We start from the raw sequence: 21,524 nt of genomic DNA, 5'->3' as shown, positions 1-21,524 counted from the left end.
TTACTATGAAGAGAGTTTTATTTTTACTTATTTTTTGTTTAGGAACCGGGCTAATCATGGCTCAGGAAGACAAGGATGTTATTATTGAAGGAAAAGTGTTAAACGATGCCAATGATGAAGCTTTGGAAAATGTTAACATTGTCAATCTTAACAAGGTTAAAGGTACTACAACCGATAGTGAAGGCGCGTTTAAAGTAAGAGCTGCAGTAAATGACACCCTTTATTTTTCATACTTGGGTTTTAAGTCTATTCGTGTTCGAGTAACAAACGACTGGTTAAAATACGGTGAAATTAAGATTAAAATGACCGAATTGGGAATCGCTCTTGAAGAAGTGGTGGTAAGACCAATTCAGTTAACTGGATATGTTGAAGTCGATGCGAGAATTATACCTATTTATGATAATTATCGATATCGTATTGCGGGACTAGGTTCCGGTTATGAAGGAGGTAGTACCCAACCAGGGGCTGTAAATAAAGTACTGAGTGCGATTTTTAATCCAGCAGATTTCCTGTATAATGTATTTGGAAAACGCCCTAAACAGATGCGTAAACTGCGTCAGATGAAGGAAGATGACGACATTAGGAACTTACTTCAATCTAAGTTCGATCGTGAAACTTTAATGGCGGTATTACAACTGGAACGCGTTGATATTGATGAAATACTTAATAAGTGCAGTTATTCTTCAGACTTTATAAAAACTGCCAATGATCTGCAAATATTAGATGCAATAAGTGAGTGTTATGAGCAATACAAGGTTTTAAATAGAGACCGAGGATAAGCTTGATGATGCTACAACAGTTAGTACATTACGGATTACATTTTATATTTCCAGGTCTTTTGGCCTGGATTTTTTTTAGGTCAAATTGGAAGAAAGCCTGGCTTATTATGATAGCAACCATGATAGTAGATGTGGATCATCTACTTGCGAGCCCAGTGTTTTCGGCAGATAGATGCAGTATTGGATTTCATCTGTTTCATTCGTATATTGCAATTGGCATGTTTGTTGTTCTACTCCTCTTCAAAAGAACAAAAATTATTGCGACAGGTTTATTGTTTCACATGATCACAGATTTAATCGATTGTTATTGGATGACGTAAACCTTGTTTATTTTTATTAATATTGTGTCACAGTTTCCTAACCAGAGAATGCTAGACGCTTAAATTTCCAAGTATGAAGAAATTAACTTTATTAGTTATGATGTTATTTGCTACCAGCATCATGACAAGTCAAAATGTAACCGTTGGCGAATTCCTAAAACTAAGTAAAATGAGTTTAGGTGAAATTCAGGAAGTATTAACAGAAAAAAACTGGCATTTCTACCAAGGTGTTGACGAAACTAAAGAAGTATTTGGTAATGTAAAGTTTGTATTCGATCGACCAGGTTTCAAAGTGGGAGATGCAGCAAAGTATTTTATCATATATTATTATTCGGAAGATGAAAATGCGAATGCTATCGAGATGTCTTTTAGAACAAAGCAGATTTTCGACTCCTTCACAGAACAGCTTGACAATTTAGATTTTAAATTATTTTCTTCCAAAACTGATAGCGGCAATATTATTAAAGTATATAAGCATAATGGCATGATTGCCGAAATTACCATTCCGCCAAATTTCGATGGTATGAGTAGTTATAAATTTATGTTCGCTACTAAAAAAGACTATAAAAAGATTCGAAGTAGTAACTAGTGGTTACTTCTATCGATGGTGATAGGGCTCGTTTTTAAGTATAGTAAATCCTCTGTATAGTTGTTCAATAATGAAAAGACGTACCATTTGATGTGAAAACGTCATTTGGGACAAAGATACTTTTCCGTTGGATCGATTGTATATTTCTTCCGAAAAACCATAAGGGCCTCCTATTACAAATACAAGATTTTTGAGTCCGCTGTTCATTTTTTTCTGTAGGTATTCTGAAAAGCCCACCGACGAATATGCCTTTCCCTTTTCATCCAGTAAGATCACGGTATCAGACGTATTGATACGTTTGAGAATTTCATTCCCTTCTGCTTCTTTTTGAAGTGCTTCGGAAAGATTTTTGGCATTTTTTATGTCGGGAATAATCTGAAGCTCGAACGATACATAGAAGCCTAGTCTTTTAGTATAATCATCCATTAACGACTGTAAGTTCCTATTGTCGGTTTTACCAATTGCGATCAGGTTTATTTTCATGTTTCAAAAATACTTGAAATATATTATGTTTTTTGCTTTAGAAGTTGGCTAAAATCCATTACTGCCAACTCTTTTTATTATTTTAGCTGAAATTATACCGCTATGATTTCAGAAAAACAATATAATAAGGAAATTGATCTAATTATTGCCAATGCGATTCGGGAGGATGTAGGAGACGGAGATCACAGCTCCCTTGCTTGTATTCCTGAAGATGCAGTGGGTAAAGCGAAGCTCTTGGTAAAAGATGAAGGGATCATTGCTGGTATTGAGTTTGCAAAGCAAGTATTCAATTATGTAGATCCAGGATTAAAACTAGATGTAAAGATAAATGATGGAGAAAGTGTTAAATATGGCGATGTATGCTTTTATGTCTCGGGGCTTTCTCAATCTATCCTTAAATCGGAACGGTTAGTGCTTAATGCAATGCAACGAATGAGTGCGATTGCGACTAAAACCAATGCATACGTGAAATTATTGGAAGGTACTAATACTAAAATACTAGATACTAGAAAAACCACTCCCGGCATCAGAGCACTGGAAAAATGGGCCGTAAAAATTGGAGGCGGGGAGAATCATCGATTCGCTTTATACGATATGATTATGCTTAAAGATAACCATATAGATTTCTGTGGCGGTATTACGAAAGCTATTGAAACTACTAAGGAATATCTTAGAACAAATAGTATGGGACTCAAGATTATTGTGGAGGCAAGAAATCTTCCGGAGATCGAGGAGATTTTAAAATCGGATGGTGTATATCGTATTCTTATCGATAACTTTAATTACGAAGACACTCGCAAGGCAGTGAAAATGATAAATGGAAAGTGTCTCACAGAATCGAGTGGCGGAATCACCTTAGAAACCGCCAGAAAGTATGCAGAATGTGGGGTCGATTATATTTCTAGTGGTGCCTTAACACATTCTGTATATAATATGGATTTAAGTCTAAAAGCAGTCTAAATGAGTGCTGAGGTTGAAGAAAAACTCAATAAAATTCCTATTGTAGGGACACTGGTAAAATTCCATAAGCTAATTAAGCTTCCGGGTTTTAATGGTTTGTCGTTATATGATCTCCTTGAAATATATATCACGGGAATTATAAAGGGTACATTTTCATCCAGAGCAAGTTCGGTTGCCTACAGTTTTTTTATAGCGATTTTCCCTTTTATTCTGTTTATAATGAATTTGATTCCTTATATCCCTATTGAAGGTTTTCAAACGCGATTTCTTATATTTATTGAAGATTTATTGCCGCCTCAAACCGCAGATTTCTTTTATCCCACCATTGCAGATATCGCAATGAATCCAAGAGGTGGTGGTTTGCTTTCGTTTGTAATTATACTTTCATTATTTTTAGCCGCCAACGGGGTAAACGCTATTTTTAGCGCTTTTGAGTATTCGGTACATGTAAATCTAAACCGCTCATTTTTCCGACAGTACACGGTGTCTATAGCCATTTCACTTATTTTGGCATTGTTGTTGTTAATAACGGTTGGAGTCATATTGTATGGCGAGTATATTGTAAATTCACTAAAAGGTGGTCACTATTTACAAAATGATCTTTTTTGGATTTCGGCTTTACAGTTAGTCGTCTTTGTGGTTATGATTTACATAATTATTGCATTACTCTATTATTATGGTACTGTAGAAGGAAAAGAGTCCAGATTTTTATCAGTTGGAGCTTTAGTGACTACATTATTATTTTTGCTAACTACCTATTTATTTGGGGTTTACATAAATAACTTTTCCCAGTATAACGAGTTATACGGTTCGATTGGTGCTCTATTAATAATGATGTTATATATTTGGATCAATTCAAACTTATTATTGCTGGGATTCGAACTAAATGTTTCGATACGACGATTGAAAGATAAATTTTAACACTAATTCTAATTTAAACTATTTACTCATGAAAAATCTATTATTACTTGCTCTTGCAATGATCACTATCAATACTTCGGTAGCTCAAACCCAAGTGGGGGAAGTAACATTGCCAAATTCAGTGAACTTTGGCGGACAAGACCTGCAATTAAATGGTGCGGGTATCCGTAAAAAAGCTATGGTACTGAAATTATATTCTGGCGGACTTTACCTTGCTGAAAAAGCATCTGATGCAAAATCCATTGTAAATGCAGATGAAACTATGGCAATTAAATTGGTGATTACTTCTGGATTTGTTTCAAGCGAAGCTATGAGTGAAGCTGTATCAGAAGGTTTTGAAGCATCGACAGGAGGGAATACCGCAGCCTTAGCCACAGAAATTAAAAAGTTTATCAGTTTTTTCAGTGCAGAGATCGTAGAGAATGATACCTTCGATATCACTTACCAAAAAGGAAAAGGAGCAGTTTGCTACAAAAACGGAAAGGAACTTGGTACTGTTAGTGGTATGGACTTTAAGAAAGCACTTTTTGGAATTTGGTTAGGGAATGATCCGGCAGATAGCAAACTTAAAAAAGCCATGCTCGGTAAATAATCCCTTAAACTAACCTATGAAAAACATATTTCTATTTTTTATCCTTAGCTTATTCGCAATTTTTTCGATTCAGGCGCAGGATGTTATTGGTACTTGGAAAACTATCGATGATAATACAGGTACTGCTAAATCGTATGTAGAAATATTTAAAGGTGATGACGGTAAGATTTACGGAAAAATTATTAAAATTTTTAATCCGGATATTCAAGAGGTACGATGTACTGAATGTAAAGGGGATGATAAAGACCAGCGTGTTATAGGATTGACTTTCATCCGTGGTCTTGAAAAAGATGGTGAAGAATATAGTGGTGGGACAATACTGAATCCTGAAAATGGGAAGCATTATAAATGTTTAATCGTTTTAGAGAACCCTAATAAGCTGAAAGTACGTGGTTATATAGGTTTTGAGATTCTTGGAAGAACCCAATACTGGATACGCGTCTCATAAAGTTTGTTTATAAATTAAAAGAAAGGCTGTTCATTTATTGATCAGCCTTTTTTACTTTTAGACCTTAGTCGTGAGTTTTGGTTCTCGGGTCTAGTCTCTTATATTGTAATCTAATCTTTAAATCAATTTCAGAATAAATCCATTGTATTTTATAGACGTCATACTTCCTATTCCTTTAAAACAAACATTTACCTACAACGTAAACAAGGATGAGGCTGCTTTTTTAAAGCAGGGAATGCGTGTCGCCGTTCCTTTTGGAAAATCGAAGCTCTATACTGGTATTGTATATGCAGTTTATAAGGATAGACCTCCTGCCTATGAGACTAAGGAAATTGACCAGATTCTGGATGAAACTCCATTAATTACAGCTCTCCAAATCCAACATTGGGAATGGATGGCTTCTTATTATATGTGTACGCTGGGAGAAGTGATACGCGCAGCGCTGCCAGGTGCTTTTTTACTGGAAAGCGAAACTATTGTTAGTTTAGCTTCGGAAACATACGAACACGAATCTGAATTAAGCAATGATGAATTTTTAGTGTTTGAAGCTTTGCAGCATCAATCTTCCTTGCATATAAACGATATAAGATCGATTCTGGATAGAAAAAACGTTGTTAAAGTGTTGCAGCAATTGCTTCAGAAAGCTGTGATATCTGTACAGGAAACACTTTATGAGCAGTACACTCCTAAATTGAAACGCTATGTAAAACTAGCAGTAGCGTACACTTCCGAAGAAAACCTAAAAGAGTTACTAGACACACTCAGCCGGGCACCTAAGCAGCGAGAAGTGCTTATGACGCTGTTTATGATCACCTCACAAGATAAAAAACCTGTGGAGGTAAAAACACTTCAAAAGAAAAGTAATACAACACCCGCCGTCATTAAAAGCTTGATCGAAAAAGGTATTCTAGAGGAGTATTTTGTACAAAAGGATAGAGTAGAATATACCGGAGAAAGTGATGCTGATATTAAAAAACTAAATGAGGCTCAGGAGAAAGCGTTTTCTGAAATAAAAACAAGTTTTGAGAAACATCAGGTTACCCTTTTACACGGTGTAACTTCCAGTGGTAAAACTGAAATTTACGTTCGTTTAATTGAGGAGGTGTTGGCTTCCGAGCGTCAAGTGCTATATATGCTTCCCGAAATTGCCTTAACCACTCAGCTTATTTCTCGACTACAGCTGTATTTTGGTGAACAGATCTCGGTCTATCATTCTAAATATTCGGTTAATGAAAGGGTAGAAGTTTGGAATAATGTTTTGGAAGGGAAATCGAAAGCGCGGATCGTAATTGGGGCTCGATCCTCATTGTTTCTGCCATTTCACAATCTCGGACTTATCATTATTGACGAAGAGCACGAACCCTCATTCAAACAATACAATCCATCACCACGCTACCATGCACGGGACAGTGCCATTGTTTTAGGGAATCTTCACAAGGCTAAAATACTTATGGGCTCGGCAACTCCATCTTTGGAGAGTTATCATAATGCCGAACAAGATAAATACGGTTTGGTGCATTTAAAGAAGCGCTTCGGAAATGTTTTGATGCCTGAAATTGAATTGGTGGATATTAAAGAAAAGCATCGAAAAAAAAGAATGAAAGGTCATTTTAGTGATCAATTGCTTGAAGAAATGACTGAAGCCCTTGCAAATAAAGAACAAATTATTCTTTTTCAGAATAGAAGAGGGTTTTCTCCGGTAGTTGAATGTACCACCTGCGGAATTTCACCACAATGTCCTAATTGCGATGTGAGTCTTACCTATCATCAATACAAAAAAGAGTTGCGATGTCATTATTGTGGATATCATATGGCAATGTTAATATCATGTATGGCCTGTGGAAGCGAGACCTTAGACACCAAAGGTTTTGGTACCGAGCAAATAGAAACTGAACTAAAAGCCTTATTCCCAAATCATACCACGGCCAGAATGGATCAGGATACAACTCGTGGAAAACACGCCTATGCTAAACTAATAGAACGACTTGATGAGCAAGAGATTGATATCTTAGTAGGAACACAGATGTTAGCTAAAGGATTGGATTTTAGAAATATTGGTCTTGTTGGAGTGATGAATGCAGACAACTTACTCAATTTCCCCGATTTTAGAGCGCATGAGCGAAGTTTTCAGTTGTTATTACAGGTATCGGGTAGGGCTGGGAGAACGCAGAAAAGAGGAAAGGTTTTGATTCAGACATATAATCCGTACCACCAGATCCTGCAACAGGTGAGTGTGAATGATTATGAGGGAATGTATAAACAACAACATGAAGAACGGTATCAGTATAAGTATCCGCCATTTTATAGAACAATTAAAATTATTTTCAAGGATAGGAACCTTCAGAAGATGCAAAATGCTTCAGTTTGGTTTGGACGTGCTTTGGAAATAAAATTAAAAGAAAATGTCCTTGGACCTGAACCTCCGCCGGTAGCACGAGTTCGCAATCAATACATTTCGAATGTACTCGTTAAAATTCCGAAGAAACAATCGTTAGCGAAAACCAAGGAGTATCTTAACAACGTTAAAAGGACCTTTACTTCCATAAAAGAATTTTCCACTGTCAAAATAACGATTGACGTAGATAATTACTAGGTAATTTAAAAAAGGAAAGTGTATTAGTTACGAATTGTGGCGGCCAAAGCTTCCACAAGATCTGCTTTACGATTACGACTTAATGGTAATTGCTCTTTGTCGAGCTCTATCACCTTACTGTTGTACCGTTCTACCTTATCTAGATTTACGATATACGATTTATGTATACGTAAGAATCTTTCAGATGGCAACAGAGCTTCGAAAGCCTTCATAGTAGATAATACTACAAGCGCATCGTGCTCGGTAACTAATTTGACGTAATCTCCAAGAGCTTCAATATAGCGAAGTTCATTGAGGAAGACTTTTCGTTTTTTAAGATTACTCTTAACGAAAATAAAATCTTCATCGTCGAAGCCTTCGTCGTTTTTAAGTTTGTAGTTTGTAATTGCCTTATGAACGGCATTTAAGAAACGTTCTTTCGAAATAGGTTTGCGTAAATAATCAACAGCATCGTAATCGAATGCTTTAAACGCATATTTTGTTTTTCCAGTAACGAAGATAATCTGTGGTTTTAATGTAAGATCATCTAAAAGGTCGAAACCTGAAAGTATTGGCATTTCAATATCTAAAAAGATAAGATCAATGTCTGTTGTAGCCAAACCCATTTTAGCTTCTATTGCATTATTGTACTCCGCAACCAAATTTAAGGCAGGGTGATTTTCAATAAGCTTTACAATAGAAAGTCGTTGCAGTGTAGAGTCATCTACTATGGCGCATTTAAGAATAGGTTTATCCACAGTTCAAGTTTTTCTTACAGCAATTATAACTAAAAATTCGATGAACTGCAACTTTTTTTAACTTTTGTCGTAAAAATCGTTCACTTAATCATAGCGTGTAAGAAAAACGATAACTTATTGATTTAGGGTTTGAAAATAATAAATAAAGTAGTATTTTTGCACGCTCTTGGCAAGGTGCCGAGTGAATTTTATAAATTTTAATAGATTTTTTATGAATCATTATGAAACTGTTTTCATCTTAAATCCCGTTTTATCTGAAGATCAGATAAAGGAAACAGTTAAGAAATACGAAGATATTCTTGTTTCTAAAGGTGCTAAGATGATATCCAAAGAGAATTGGGGGCTAAAAAAATTAGCTTACGCAATTCAACACAAAAAAAGTGGTTTTTACCATTTATTCGAATTCACTGTAGAAGGTGATGCTATTAATGACATGGAGGTCGAGTTTAGAAGAGATGAACGTGTTATGCGTTATCTTAATGTAGCTCTTGACAAACATGCTATTTCATGGGCGGAAAGAAGAAGAGTACGTGATAACAAAAAAACTGCATAAGCTATGGCAACGATTCAAGAACAAGCAAAAGGAAAGAAAGACGGAGAGATCAGATATCTTACTCCGTTAAACATAGAGACGAACAAAGCAAAGAAATATTGCATGTTCAAAAAATCCGGTATTAAATATGTTGATTACAAGGATGCAGATTTTCTTCTAAGATTCGTGAACGAGCAAGGTAAAATTTTACCAAGACGTTTAACTGGAACTTCTTTGAAGTATCAACGTAAAGTGGCTGTAGCTGTGAAAAGAGCACGTCACCTGGCACTTATGCCTTATGTAACCGATTTAATGAAATAAAAACCAGATAGAATATGGAACTTATATTAAAGAAAGACGTAGATAATCTTGGTTTTACAGATGATTTAGTGTCTGTAAAGAACGGATACGGAAGAAACTTTTTGATTCCTCAAGGACAAGCTGTTTTGGCAACACCTTCTGCAAAGAAAGTATTAGCCGAAACTTTAAAGCAACGTGCCTTTAAAGAAAAGAAAGTAATCGAAGATGCTCAAACAGAAGCAGATAAATTAAACGGACTAGAAATTAAAATTTCTGCTAAAACTGGTGAGGGAGACAAATTATTTGGATCTATCAACAATGCAGACCTTGCAGACGCTCTTGCAAAAGAAGGAGTGACTATCGAGAAGAAATTTATTTCTATCGCCGGAGGTACAATCAAACGTACTGGAAACTACGAAGCAACAATTCGTTTTCACAGAGATGTGATTTCAAACTTTGCATTCGACGTGGTAGCTGAAGCAAAATAGATTTAAGTACTATTATATATTACCCTCCATTGCGTAAGCTTCGGAGGGTTTTTTAGTTTTAGAGACCGGAGACCGGAGACCGGAGACCTGAGACATGAGACCTGAGACATGGGACATGGGACATGGGACAAAAGATAAAAGATAAAAGAGGAAAGACTAAAGAGGCAAGAGCATGTTTAGCCAAAATCAAAAATCTAGCATTCCATGAATCGAAAAATCTAATAATCCAACAATCTAATAATCCAACATTGAAATACACCCGACTTACAAAAGAACAATTCGAATCTTTAAACAAAGAATTTATTACTTTTCTAGCAACCCAGTCTATTACTGGTGATGAATGGACTACCATAAAAGAAAAACAACCCGAAGTTGCCGAACAGGAATTAGATATTTTTAGTGATCTGGTTTGGGAAGGGGTTCTGAAACAGGCTACATACCTGGAAAATATTTCTGCTCAACAACTATTTTTGTTTGAAGTGGGAGCTTCGGAAATGTCTCTAATTGTTGTGAAAGTCACAAACGAAGCACATGACATTACTTCCGCAGAAGGCTATAAATGGCTACAACAAAATTTCGCTTCAGATGAAGTCGAATTTTTCACATCTTCAAAGGCCTTTTCCGAAGATAAAAATGCCGATATATTTGGACTCATCAAGCAAGGTGCCGCAATCACCAAAGGAGAATTGTACCGATTTTTCGAGAAATTTGTTGATTAGTTAAATTCAGAAGAAAGAAGAAAGAAGAAAGAAGAAAGAAGAAAGAAGAAAGACTGTTTTGTCACTTCGAGTGATCCGCCAGCGGCGGATAGTATCGAGAAGGAGTGATTTTTAATGACCAGCGGGAATTAATCCCGAGGCTTCGAGAGTATCGAGAAGAAGTAGAAAGAGTTTTGAAAAGGAGAATTATAATTTTGACTACTGACTACTGACTACTGACTACTGACTACTCATACCTCAAACTCTCCACTGGATCTAGTTTCGCTGCTTTTGCGGCCGGATAAGAACCAGCAATTACCGCAACAATAAAAGTGATGATAGTAGCCCAGATCATCGCCGACCAAGGGAGTGAGAATTCGAAATCCAATGCTTTGGCAAATCCGAAGCCTGTTAGTATTCCAAGAATAATTCCGAGGATACTTCCAAATTGACCAATCACAATGGTTTCAATAAAAAACTGAGTGGAAATCGTGGAACTTTTAGCACCTAATGCTTTTCTAACGCCAATTTCTCGGGTTCTTTCTGTCACTGAAACCAACATTATGTTCATTAAGGCGATTGAGGAGCCTAAAATTGTAATGATACTAATAATCCATGCGGCAACTTCCAGATAGCCGGTAATCGTAGCTATGCGATTAATAAGGTCATCGCTGCGTTCAATTCCGAAGTTGCTTTTCTCTATCGGATTCAACCCGCGAACGTTCCGAAAAGTAACTATCGCTGCATCCTGAGCGCCTTGCATCATTTCTTTATCATCTACCTTTATGCTAATCGTATAATCGATATTAGGCTGTGTAAAAATCCCTCTAGCTACTTGTATTGGAATAAGTACTTTGAGATCCTGATTATTTCCGAAGGTGGCGCCCTTCGATTCCAAAATCCCAACTACTTTAAATTTTACACCGCGAATACTAATCGTTTTATTAAGCGGATCATCATTAGTGAATAGATTCTTTAAAAAATCGGAACCTATTATACAGACCTTATTATTGTTCTCTATATCGAAAATATTTAGGTTTCTTCCTTGCTCTATCTTGGTACCGGTGTTATCGAGGTAATTTTCATTAATACCTAAAACCTGAACTTCGGGATCGGTTTTTTCGTTCTCGAATTTCACTTCGGCACCTGCCGTTCCCATAAATGAAACTGACGTTTTGGTAAAAGGGAAGGAATAAGTGTCAATAAATTCACGAACGTCATTATAGGCAATTACCGGATTAATTTTTTCACGTTCCCCGCCTTGACGTTGTACTGTAAACTCGTATCGCTGAATATTAAAGGTGTTAGAGCCCATAGAGGAGAAGTCACTCGAAATGGTGTTTTCTAATGCTTTTACTGCGCTTAAAATCCCAACTAAAGCCCAAATCCCAATCCCAATAATAATAATGGTGAGAATCGTTCTAAGAAGCTGTGTTCTAATGGAGTCCAGTGCTATACGCACATTTTCGCGAAACAGTGAAAACATAGGGTCGGTCGAAGTATTTATCGTTAGACTATAAAGCTACGATAATGTTACAATTTCTCTAATTATTTAAGATATTTGCATCCTAAGAAGTAAGATCGCTATGCTCTTAGATATAAGACTGCTCCGCTTTTAGATAAAAGACTTAAGTCATAAGACAAAAGCCTTGATCTGTTGAGGAAAGGATTTATAGATCCTTTTAAAATTAATTTGAATTAAATAGGCTGCTTATATTTTATTACCAAGTGATTGAGTAGTTTTTAAACATCTAACATCTAACATCTAACATCTAACATCTAACATCTAACATCTAACATCTAACATCTTGAAAAAACCAAGCATTCCCAAAGGCACCCGTGATTTTTCTCCCGAAGAGGTAGCGAAACGCAGCTATATTATGAATACCATAAAGAGCTGTTTTACTTCTTACGGTTATCAGCCTATTGAGACACCTTCGTTTGAAAAATCTGAAACACTTCTTGGAAAGTACGGAGAAGAAGGGGACCGACTTATATTCAAGATCCTCAATTCTGGTGAAAAGGTGAAAAAGGCAGATTTACGAGCTTTAGAAGAAGGAAATTTGGCTAGATTTTCGAATTCACTTGCCGAAAAAGCATTGCGATATGACCTTACCGTACCCTTCGCGAGATACGTTGTACAACACCAAAATGATATAACATTTCCTTTTAAGAGGTATCAGATTCAGCCGGTATGGAGAGCCGATAGACCACAACACGGTCGCTTTCAGGAGTTTTTTCAATGTGATGCGGATGTGGTGGGATCAAAGTCTCTTTGGCAGGAAGTGGAGTTGGTTCAGTTGTATGATGCTGTTTTTTCTAACTTGAGACTCGACGGAGTTACCATAAAATTAAACAACCGTAAAATTTTAAGTGGGATTGCTGAAGTGATTGGCGCCGAGGATAAGCTGATCGATTTTACCGTTGCCTTAGATAAACTAGATAAAGTAGGGGAAGAAGGTGTAAAAAAGGAGATGCTTGAGAAAGGAATTTCTGAAACTGCACTTACTAAATTACAACCTTTATTTTCTTTCTTCGGAAGTGCTTCTGAAAAGTTAGCACAGTTAAAAAAATTATTAACTACTTCTGAAATCGGCCTAGAAGGAGTTTCAGATTTGGAATTTATTGTCGCTTCGGTTGAAACACTTGGTTTGCAAACCGCAGCTCTTGAGATCGATGTAACACTCGCACGCGGACTTAATTACTACACAGGAGCTATTTTTGAAGTAGCGGCCCCTTCCGAAGTAAAAATGGGAAGCATAGGCGGTGGCGGACGTTATGATGACCTTACCGGCATCTTCGGAATGAAAGATATTAGCGGCGTAGGTATCTCTTTCGGATTAGACCGAATTGCCCTCGTCCTGGAAGAATTAGACTTATTTCCTGAAACTGTTTCAGAAAATACAAAGGTGCTTTTTATCAATTTTGGAGAAGCAGAATCTTTGTATGCTATGAAAGCAATCACTAAGCTTAGAAGAGCAAATATCCCTTCAGAATTATATCCTGATGCAGCTAAAATGGGGAAACAAATGGGTTATGCTGATAAACGGAATATTCCATTTGCGGTACTCGCTGGAGACAATGAAATGGCTTCAGAAACCTATACGCTTAAAAATATGAAAAGCGGGGAGCAACAAGAGGTTAGTTTTGATGTGTTAGTAGCTAAATTGAAATAATGTTCGATACTCAATACTCAGTATTTTAACAAAATCACAATAGACTTTTAGAAAGTATATACAAATTCTCCTCCCCTTTTTTTAAGGGGAGGTGCCAACGGCGGAGGGGTAATTCTCCTCCCTTTTTTTTAAGGGGAGGTGCCGAAGGCGGAGGGGTAAAAAACATGAATTTTAACGGAAGCTCATAAATATATTTCAAATCAACTCCCAACTCCCAACTCCCAGCATCCAGCATCCAGCATCCAACTTCCAGCATCCAGCATCCAACTATCAAGAGTGAGCGGTGAACATTGAGCAGTGAACCTTAAGTTTCATTTAACTTTCCTTCTATCTCCTTTCATTTAAACCATAAAACACTTATATTCAATAGGTTCACATTAAATATATTCATCATGAAAAATCAACTACTCGTCTTCCTTATGTTAATCTCTATAGTTTCATCAGCTCAAATAGTAAATATCCCTGATCCTAATTTTAAAGCTGCTATTTTGGAATCCAATGTTGACTTGAATGCCGATGGTGAAATTCAAGTAAGTGAAGCCGAGAATGCTGGAGTGATCATCGCTAATAGTAGAAATATTTCTGACATTACAGGAATTGAAGCTTTTGTCAATATTAGTCGGTTGTATTTGAGTTTCAATAACTTGACAACGGTAGATTTCACTAACAATCCCATATTAGAGGAGTTGCTGATAGAATATAATCAATTGGAAACGCTCAATATTTCTAATAATGACCAATTAAGACGGTTATGGTTTACAGGTAATAGCATTTCGGAATTAGATCTTTCGAACAATCCAAATATTGAAATACTCTGGGGATCGAACAATGAACTTGTGGAGTTGGATGTAACTCAAATACCAAGTTTGGCATCCTTAAGTATGGGAAATAATCAGCTATCAACTATTGATGTGACCCAAAACCCTATCTTGTCTAATATTGATCTTGTAGCTGGAAATTCCTTCACTGAATTCGATTTCTCGCAAAATCCACTGCTCTGTTCAGTAACCGTTGGAAGCAATAATTTTCTGGAATATATCAATTTAAAAAATGGAGGAAATACCTTATTAGTAGAAGGGAATACGTGTTATTGGGGATCTGGGCACAGTAATACTATTTTACTTGCTACGAATAATCCAATTCTAGAATCAATTTGTGTGGACGATATCACTTTTGCTGAAAATAACTTTGCACATATTCCGCCACAAACCGTTTTTGTCGATTGTTTATTAGAAATAACTGATTTTGAAACCTCTTCGATTAGCATTTATCCTAATCCTGCTTCAGACTATTTTACTATAGAAGCTAATGCTAAAATAAATTCGATTGAAATCGTAAATGTACTTGGTCAAACACTGTTTTCAGAAAAGACAAACAATTCAGAAGAAACAATAGATATTTCCTCTTTGAGCGCCGGAGCTTACTTTGTAATGATAACTGCCGATAATATTACGGGTGTATTTCAGGTGATAAAAAAGTAATTTACCAAATTATCATCCAACTAATTCAAAAGACTTCTCAATAACTCCTCCCCTTATTTTAAGGGGAGGTGCCGAAGGCGGAGGGGTTTTTACGTCCTGCTACAAGTCTGCCTTTTTTTTTAAAATGCTTACAATACGTTTAATCCTTCAAAAGCAGACTAGAATACTATTCCAGAGTTATGTAAGTAGCCTAAAACCCACTATGTATAAATGATTAATTTTCTATCAAAAAATTAGACCTAATATTTGCGCTACTCCATTTTGTTACTATCTTTGCAAACTTAAAATACGGCGAGGTAGCTCAGGTGGTTAGAGCGTCGGATTCATAACCCGGAGGTCACGAGTTCAAGTCTCGTTCTCGCTACAAAAATCCCTTTCAGTTTGAAAGGGATTTTTTTTGTAAATAACTATGTCGAATGATCTAAAAAATCTAATCCCTTTCTTTTTAGGTTTGTAATTAAATCTATATATTGGGCTCAGCTAACAATAACTATGGACGAAAAAATTAAATACGAAATGGAGTTTCCAATACACGTTTCTCCAACGCTGTTATATCAATATATTTCAACGCCTTCGGGTATGTCGGAATGGTATGCCGATAATGTCAACTCACGTGGTGAGTTTTTTACTTTTATATGGTCTGAAAGTGAAGAAGAAGCAAAATTGCTGAGTAAGAAAAGTCCGGAACGGATAAAATTTAGATGGGTTGAAGATGAAGGCACCGATTTCTTTTTTGAGCTTCGCATACAAGTAGATGAAATAACTAAGGATGTATCCTTAATGATCACCGATTTTGCTGAAGAAGACGAAGTTGAAGAGGGTAAAATGCTGTGGGAGAACATGATTTCTGAGTTAAAACAGATTCTAGGCTCATCCTAATAAAACTATATAAATTCAATATCTTTGCGCCGTCTCAATAAAATGGGACGGTTTTTTTTATGATAAATCTTAACGGAACAATACTCAAAAAATCAGATGCTTCAATAAGTCCGGATAACCGTGGTCTAAATTATGGAGATGCAGTTTTTGAAACCATTAGAGTTTCGGCTGGAAAAGTGCTTTTTTGGGAAGATCATTATTTTCGTCTCATGGCTTCAATGAGAATACTACGTATGGAAATCCCCATGTCGTTTACCTTAGAATATCTTGAAGATGAAATTTTTAAAACCATCGCTACACTTTCCGAAGACATGGATGCTGTAGGGCAGGTGAAAAATGCAATCAGAGTTAAAATTCTAGTGTGGCGTGAAGAAGGAGGGAGGTACCATCCATCGACGAACGATGTTTCGTATATGATTACTTCGGAAGAATTGGATGCACCGTTTTATACACTAAACGACATATTTTATGAAGTAGAACTTTTTAAAGATCACTTTATAACTTCCGGATTGCTTTCTACATTAAAATCCAATAACAAGATTATAAATGTGTTAGGAAGTATTTTTGCTTCGGAAAATGACTATCACAATTGTCTACTACTTAATGAAAACAAACAGGTTGTTGAAGCGCTAAATGGCAACCTTTTTTTAGTGAATGGTACCAATATTAAAACACCACCATTAGCAGATGGATGCCTCAATGGTATTTTACGAAAACAACTCATAGCTATTTGCAAACAACTACCCGATTATACTTTAGAAGAAGCTTCAGTATCACCATTCGAATTGCAGAAAGCGGATGAAATGTTTACGACCAACGTAATTATGGGGATTCAACCCATCACAAAATATCGCAAAAAAGAGTACACTAACAAAGTAGCAAAAGAGTTGTTGGCCAAATTAAATCTGAAAGCTAGATTAGGATAAGAAATCTATTAATTAAATGAAGGGTTTTCGGGGGCATTAGACCAAATTACATAGTCACCACCAAATTCTATCATCTTCTCTTTCCAAAAATCATCGTTCGATTTTCCGATGATATCATTTTTATAGTCATTGGGAACTACCACCCAGCTATTAACCTGTAATTCCTGCTCTAATTGCTCGTTAGCCCAGCCCGAATAGCCTAGGAAGAAACGAATTTGATCTGACTTTAATTTATTCTCCTGCAATAATCCTATAATCGCCTTAAAATCACCGCCCCAATAAATGCCGTTCGAAATTTCAATACTATCTGGAATGATTTCGGGAATTCTATGTATAAAGTATAAATTGTCTTGCTCTACAGGACCGCCATTATATACCTTTAAATTCGAATTTACCTCAGGGATAAAGTCTTTTAATCGGTATTCTAGAGGTTTGTTGAGAATAAACCCCACCGATCCACTTTCGTTATATTCGGCTAACAACACGACAGATCTGTTAAACGAAACATCTCCAATTATCGTCGGTTCCGCTACAAGAAGAACACCTTTTGTTGGTTTAAGCGTTGTCATTTGGTTGGTTTTAGTTATTTAAATCTAATTAAATAATTTTTAATTAACCAATTTATTGTGTATAACTTCCCACTATAACGGCAAAAACCCTCTTTTGACTATCAAAAGAGGGTTTCTGTATAAAATATTTATTACAATTTAGTTCACACTACTTTGTAAATCTGAACCTGCTTTAAATTTCACTACTTTTTTAGCAGCAATTTTAATAGTCTTTCCAGTTTGTGGGTTTCTTCCTTCTCTTGCAGCTCTTTTAGATACTGACCAAGATCCGAAACCTACTAATGAAACTCTGTTTCCTTTTTTAAGTGACCCTTGTACGTTACCTAAAAATGACTCTAATGCTTTTTTAGAAGCAGCTTTTGTAATTCCGGCATCAGCTGCCATTCCATCGATTAAATCTGATTTGTTCATAGTTTGATAAAATTAAATTGTTGATTAAACTTTAATAAATTGCTATACAAATTTAACAGGAATATCGGTTCAGGCAAGTAATAGCGCGCTAAATAGGCGTATTTGTTGATAACTTCGGGAGTTTGTTAATAAACACAGCGTATTTTGTAGGAATTTTGGGATTCCAATGGTAGTAAGGCTTTACATAAGTTTTGCTTCCTCACTAAAAGAATATCCATTTAAGAGCGCACTGATCTCCATTTTTCGCTTTCCAGGAAGTTGGATTTCCGTAATATTAAGGTAACCATCTTTTACTGCTACTTTCATTTCTTTTTTACCCGCCTCGATAAAACCAATTGCCAAAATATGCTCTTCCTCTTCAAATGTAGCCGCGTATATTTTTACCTTTAGTATTTCCTCATTATTCGTAAGTTCACACCATGCTACAGGATAAGGAGACAGCCCTCTAATTAAGGCATCTATTTCCAAACCACTTTTGGTCCAATCGATTCTGGTATTTTCGGATGTGAGTTTTGGAGCTTCTTTTAAGATGTCACTTTTTGGCTGTGCAATAGTTTTTACATCGCCGTTTTCAATATAAGTCACAGTTTCAACAACAAGCTCACTTCCTATCTCCATTAAGCTATCATGTAAACTTCCAACATTCTCAGTATCCTTGATTGGGACTTCCGACTTTAAGATTATCTCTCCGGTATCAATCTTTTCATCAATAAAGAAGGTCGTAACTCCGGTTTGTGATTCTCTGTTTATAATAGCCCAGTTTATTGGAGCCGCGCCACGATATTGAGGTAAAAGTGAAGCATGAAGATTAAATGTACCATATTCCGGCATCGACCAAACAACTTTCGGAAGCATCCTAAATGCCACAATGATCTGTAGGTTTGCATTAAATGACCGCAATTCTTCCAGAAAAGCATCCGATTTTAAATTCGTAGGCTGTAATACTGGAATGTCCTGAGAAACGGCATATTCTTTCACTGCCGATGAGCTTAACTTCCTACCTCGTCCGGCGGGCCTGTCGGGTGCTGTTATAACCGCTACTATGTTCTTTTTTTCTTCAATTAGTTTTTGAAGCACACCAACTGCGAATTCGGGGGTTCCCATAAAAACAATACGTAAATCTCTCACAGTTTTTCTTTTTGCTAGTGTTATTTGTCCGTTTAATCGGTTTCGGCTATACCTTATATATAGTACTCATTTTTATTATTTACCTTGATCATTTCCGAAGCCATCAATAATTCCAACACCTTTACTACTTCCGACTCGGTAAAAATAAGTTTTTCTGAAAGCTCTCGCGAACTCATTGGCCTTTCTTTTAAGGCATTTTTTATTTTATCTGAAATGTCTCTGACTTCTTTTTTGCTAAGCGGAGTGTTGTTTTTAATACAAACCGAACAAACTCCACAAGCTTCTGAATTTTTTTCCCCAAAATACTGCACCAACTGAAGATTCCTGCAAACTGTATCATTAGCGACATAATCGAGAACAGCCTGCACCTGATTTTTTTTCTTTTCATTTAAAGCATTCACTTCTCTCGCCACAACATTAATGGTTTTATCATCTTCTCTCGGGACCAAAAACGTAAGTGAAGCGTCGGTAATATGTAAAGTGAGTTCCAAAAGTTCCTTTTGTTCCATTTTTTTTACTTCGGAAATGATATCGGATATATTCTGCCCCGATTTTTTTGAAACCAAATCCAGATTCACAGCGGTGGGTGCTTCAAAAATACCGCCATACAACCTAAGAATTGTCTTTCCAATAATAGAAGCCTTTACGTCAGTTTCAAAATAATCCAGCAAAGTTTCCGAAGGCACTAAAAAACGAAGTATAGACCTCCTTCCAAATTCTTTAGTGAGTTGTATAATTGTCAATCGATCCAAAGTGTTCAATGCATTGTAAGCTAATAAAGTGTTCAGTTTGTAGGTCTCACAAAAATTTGAAAAACTAAAACTAAACTGCTCATACTCCCCTTCACCATAGGATATCTGAAAATAATTGTGCAGGTTTCTATATATAGTTTTGAGATCTTTTGGGGTCGCTAACGAGTCAATAAACTGCTTTTGCACTAAAATTTTATCGTACGAATTAAACACTATTACCGCAGTTGCATATTCTCCGTCACGTCCCGCCCGTCCTGCTTCTTGAAAGTAACTTTCCAGGCTTTCCGGTAATTGAATATGTATCACAAACCGGACATCCGGATGATCGATTCCCATACCAAAGGCGTTTGTAGCGACCATCGTGGATACACGACGATTTTTCCAAGCTTGAAAGCGGGAATCCTTGTCTTTGGCCGAAATTCCGCCGTGGTAAAATGTACTTGTAATTCCTAAATGATTCAGCTGATTGTTAACTTCTACCGCACTCTTTCTGCTTCGGACATATACAATGGCAGATCCCGGATTATTTTTAAGAAGTTCCTGAATACGATACAATTTATCGTCTTCCTCCAGCACCCGATACGACAAGTTTTTCCGAAGAAAAGAGTCCTTAAATATATTTGGAAGTTCAAGGTGGAGTTCCGAAATAGTATCTTCAAGTACCTCGGGCGTTGCAGTGGCAGTTAACGCAATCACCGGTGCCAAAGGGCGAATCTCTCTAAGAATGGTGATGTTTTTATAGGCAGGACGAAAATCGTTCCCCCACTGTGAAATACAATGCGCCTCATCGACCGCGATTAGATTAACGTTCATTTGTTTAATGGCATTCTGTACCATTTCAAGCTGTAATCTTTCCGGAGAGAGATATAAAAATTTATAATTTCCGAAGATTGCATTATCCAGTAAAACACTAAGGTCATGAGGCGTTATCCCTCCCGAAATTGTAAGCGCCTTTATGCCTTTTTCTTTTAAAGATTGCACCTGATCATTCATTAAGGCAATAAGGGGTGAAACGACGATACATATACCAGCATTGACCAGGGCTGGCACTTGAAAACAGATTGATTTCCCACCGCCGGTAGGAAGTAAAGCTACAGTGTCCCTTCCGTCCAACAATGAGTTGATAATCTCCTCTTGCTTTGATCTAAAGGAGGTGAATCCCCAATAGCGTTCCAGAATTTGGATGGGCGTTTTCAAAATAGTTTTTTCAAATGTTGTACGATGTATTCACATCGGTCTTGCACTGGTCCTGTAGGTACTTCAATAACTTCATAGTTGTAATTTCTATAGCCTTTCAGTAAAAAATCGTACACTTTTTCAGCTTCTTCATAAGATTCATAGCGTTCGTTATCTTGTTTGTAAATAGACTTCCAGGGAGGAAGTAAGAAAATAGTGTCGTATCGATTTGTTTGACAGGTTTCTGAAAAGTTTTTCGGATAATGAGAACCAATATAATCCATATAAGCTGTTACGTCCGGCATTCCTCGATCGAAGAAAAGCAAGCCTTTTTGATTTTCTGAAGCCGACATAAACTGCTTATATCTTCCTTCTAATAATTTCTGACTAAATAGCAACGGATTCGTTAAAAATAATTGTTCAATTCCTTCTTGCTGAGCTTCTCGAATCACATCGCGAGATATCTCATGGATACAATTGTAGCCTTTATTTTCTAGATGATGTATTAAAGTGGTTTTTCCAGAGCCCGGCCCTCCGGTAATGACAATTCTTTTTGTTTTCAATCGTTTCCCTTTTAATGAAATTT

Annotated in this window: 24 protein-coding genes and 1 tRNA gene; 17 read left to right on the top strand and 8 right to left on the bottom strand. The window is 36.5% G+C overall.

Features of this window, described 5'->3' with window-relative positions; all coding sequences use genetic code 11:
- The first annotated feature begins 56 nt into the window (after positions 1-56).
- The 3 genes from BXY75_RS07265 (at position 57) to BXY75_RS07255 (ending at position 1,688) form a co-directional block, all read left to right on the top strand.
- Positions 57-779, top strand: coding sequence for a carboxypeptidase-like regulatory domain-containing protein (locus tag BXY75_RS07265; protein ID WP_449441481.1), 723 nt, complete (start codon positions 57-59; stop codon positions 777-779).
- Positions 780-784: 5 nt separating this feature from the next.
- Positions 785-1,099, top strand: a complete 315-nt coding sequence (locus BXY75_RS07260; protein ID WP_317125243.1) for a DUF6122 family protein — start codon at positions 785-787, stop codon at positions 1,097-1,099.
- Positions 1,100-1,172: 73 nt separating this feature from the next.
- Positions 1,173-1,688 (top strand): hypothetical protein, encoded by a 516-nt coding sequence (locus BXY75_RS07255; RefSeq protein ID WP_147437250.1) that lies wholly within the window; start codon positions 1,173-1,175, stop codon positions 1,686-1,688.
- 9 nt (positions 1,689-1,697) lie between these two features.
- Here the strand turns inward: BXY75_RS07255 and rlmH are convergent, their stop codons facing one another.
- Positions 1,698-2,171 (bottom strand): 23S rRNA (pseudouridine(1915)-N(3))-methyltransferase RlmH, encoded by a 474-nt coding sequence (gene rlmH / locus BXY75_RS07250; protein ID WP_121907046.1) that lies wholly within the window; start codon positions 2,169-2,171, stop codon positions 1,698-1,700.
- A 102-nt stretch (positions 2,172-2,273) separates the two neighbouring features.
- Between rlmH and nadC the strand changes: the two genes are divergently transcribed.
- The 5 genes from nadC (at position 2,274) to priA (ending at position 7,685) form a co-directional block, all read left to right on the top strand.
- Complete coding sequence (gene nadC / locus BXY75_RS07245) at positions 2,274-3,131, top strand: carboxylating nicotinate-nucleotide diphosphorylase (RefSeq protein WP_121907045.1); 858 nt, start codon at positions 2,274-2,276, stop codon at positions 3,129-3,131.
- Entirely contained in the window at positions 3,132-4,052 is a 921-nt protein-coding gene (locus tag BXY75_RS07240) for a YihY/virulence factor BrkB family protein (protein ID WP_121907044.1), read from the top strand.
- A 28-nt stretch (positions 4,053-4,080) separates the two neighbouring features.
- Positions 4,081-4,644: a chalcone isomerase family protein gene (locus BXY75_RS07235; protein ID WP_121907043.1), complete on the top strand. Its 564-nt coding sequence runs from the start codon at positions 4,081-4,083 to the stop codon at positions 4,642-4,644.
- A 16-nt stretch (positions 4,645-4,660) separates the two neighbouring features.
- Complete coding sequence (locus tag BXY75_RS07230; RefSeq protein ID WP_121907042.1) at positions 4,661-5,092, top strand: DUF2147 domain-containing protein; 432 nt, start codon at positions 4,661-4,663, stop codon at positions 5,090-5,092.
- A gap of 142 nt (positions 5,093-5,234) precedes the next feature.
- Positions 5,235-7,685: a replication restart helicase PriA gene (priA, locus tag BXY75_RS07225; RefSeq protein ID WP_121907041.1), complete on the top strand. Its 2,451-nt coding sequence runs from the start codon at positions 5,235-5,237 to the stop codon at positions 7,683-7,685.
- Between the two features lie 23 nt (positions 7,686-7,708).
- Here priA and BXY75_RS07220 read toward each other — a convergent pair whose 3' ends face one another.
- Entirely contained in the window at positions 7,709-8,422 is a 714-nt protein-coding gene (locus BXY75_RS07220; RefSeq protein ID WP_121907040.1) for a LytR/AlgR family response regulator transcription factor, read from the bottom strand.
- A 211-nt stretch (positions 8,423-8,633) separates the two neighbouring features.
- On the opposite strand from BXY75_RS07220, the gene rpsF reads away from it, so the two are divergent.
- From rpsF to BXY75_RS07200, 4 genes are all read left to right on the top strand, one after another.
- The gene (gene rpsF / locus BXY75_RS07215) at positions 8,634-8,975 is read left to right on the top strand and encodes a 30S ribosomal protein S6 (RefSeq protein ID WP_121907039.1); all 342 of its coding nucleotides are present in this window, start codon (positions 8,634-8,636) and stop codon (positions 8,973-8,975) included.
- A gap of 3 nt (positions 8,976-8,978) precedes the next feature.
- Positions 8,979-9,275, top strand: coding sequence for a 30S ribosomal protein S18 (gene rpsR / locus BXY75_RS07210; RefSeq protein WP_121907038.1), 297 nt, complete (start codon positions 8,979-8,981; stop codon positions 9,273-9,275).
- 14 nt (positions 9,276-9,289) lie between these two features.
- Complete coding sequence (gene rplI, locus BXY75_RS07205; protein ID WP_121907037.1) at positions 9,290-9,742, top strand: 50S ribosomal protein L9; 453 nt, start codon at positions 9,290-9,292, stop codon at positions 9,740-9,742.
- Positions 9,743-9,864: 122 nt separating this feature from the next.
- A complete protein-coding gene (locus BXY75_RS07200) occupies positions 9,865-10,461 on the top strand; it encodes a DUF6495 family protein (protein ID WP_317125242.1) in 597 nt (198 codons plus the stop codon).
- Positions 10,462-10,687: 226 nt separating this feature from the next.
- On the opposite strand, the gene BXY75_RS07195 is transcribed toward BXY75_RS07200, so the two are convergent.
- Positions 10,688-11,926, bottom strand: coding sequence for an ABC transporter permease (locus tag BXY75_RS07195; RefSeq protein WP_121907036.1), 1,239 nt, complete (start codon positions 11,924-11,926; stop codon positions 10,688-10,690).
- Between the two features lie 319 nt (positions 11,927-12,245).
- Here BXY75_RS07195 and hisS point away from each other — a divergent pair, with 319 nt between their 5' ends.
- The 5 genes from hisS (at position 12,246) to BXY75_RS07165 (ending at position 16,902) form a co-directional block, all read left to right on the top strand.
- Positions 12,246-13,616, top strand: coding sequence for a histidine--tRNA ligase (gene hisS, locus BXY75_RS07190; protein WP_121907035.1), 1,371 nt, complete (start codon positions 12,246-12,248; stop codon positions 13,614-13,616).
- 392 nt (positions 13,617-14,008) lie between these two features.
- Positions 14,009-15,097 carry a T9SS type A sorting domain-containing protein gene (locus tag BXY75_RS07180; RefSeq protein WP_121907033.1) on the top strand — a complete coding sequence of 363 codons (1,089 nt, stop codon included), beginning with the start codon at positions 14,009-14,011 and terminating at the stop codon, positions 15,095-15,097.
- A 290-nt stretch (positions 15,098-15,387) separates the two neighbouring features.
- A tRNA-Met gene (locus BXY75_RS07175) sits at positions 15,388-15,461 on the top strand.
- Positions 15,462-15,589: 128 nt separating this feature from the next.
- Positions 15,590-15,976, top strand: a complete 387-nt coding sequence (locus BXY75_RS07170) for an START-like domain-containing protein (RefSeq protein WP_121907032.1) — start codon at positions 15,590-15,592, stop codon at positions 15,974-15,976.
- 59 nt (positions 15,977-16,035) lie between these two features.
- On the top strand, positions 16,036-16,902 hold the full coding sequence (locus BXY75_RS07165) for an aminotransferase class IV (protein ID WP_121907031.1): 867 nt from the start codon (positions 16,036-16,038) through the stop codon (positions 16,900-16,902).
- An 8-nt stretch (positions 16,903-16,910) separates the two neighbouring features.
- On the opposite strand, the gene BXY75_RS07160 is transcribed toward BXY75_RS07165, so the two are convergent.
- From BXY75_RS07160 to BXY75_RS07140, 5 genes are all read right to left on the bottom strand, one after another.
- Positions 16,911-17,471 (bottom strand): YqgE/AlgH family protein, encoded by a 561-nt coding sequence (locus BXY75_RS07160; protein WP_121907030.1) that lies wholly within the window; start codon positions 17,469-17,471, stop codon positions 16,911-16,913.
- Between the two features lie 138 nt (positions 17,472-17,609).
- Positions 17,610-17,882, bottom strand: a complete 273-nt coding sequence (locus BXY75_RS07155) for an HU family DNA-binding protein (protein ID WP_121907029.1) — start codon at positions 17,880-17,882, stop codon at positions 17,610-17,612.
- A gap of 180 nt (positions 17,883-18,062) precedes the next feature.
- Positions 18,063-19,010, bottom strand: coding sequence for a methionyl-tRNA formyltransferase (fmt, locus tag BXY75_RS07150; RefSeq protein WP_121907028.1), 948 nt, complete (start codon positions 19,008-19,010; stop codon positions 18,063-18,065).
- A gap of 53 nt (positions 19,011-19,063) precedes the next feature.
- On the bottom strand, positions 19,064-20,959 hold the full coding sequence (locus tag BXY75_RS07145; RefSeq protein WP_121907027.1) for a RecQ family ATP-dependent DNA helicase: 1,896 nt from the start codon (positions 20,957-20,959) through the stop codon (positions 19,064-19,066).
- Positions 20,956-21,501 (bottom strand): AAA family ATPase, encoded by a 546-nt coding sequence (locus BXY75_RS07140; protein WP_121907026.1) that lies wholly within the window; start codon positions 21,499-21,501, stop codon positions 20,956-20,958. Before BXY75_RS07140 ends, BXY75_RS07145 begins: the two co-directional genes overlap by 4 nt.
- Positions 21,502-21,524: the final 23 nt, after the last annotated feature.

This window comes from Ulvibacter antarcticus (genome assembly GCF_003688405.1).
GTDB classification, from domain to species: domain Bacteria; phylum Bacteroidota; class Bacteroidia; order Flavobacteriales; family Flavobacteriaceae; genus Ulvibacter; species Ulvibacter antarcticus.
The sequence above is the reverse complement of the archived record's forward strand: the minus strand, read 5'-3'. Positions and strand labels throughout refer to the sequence as shown.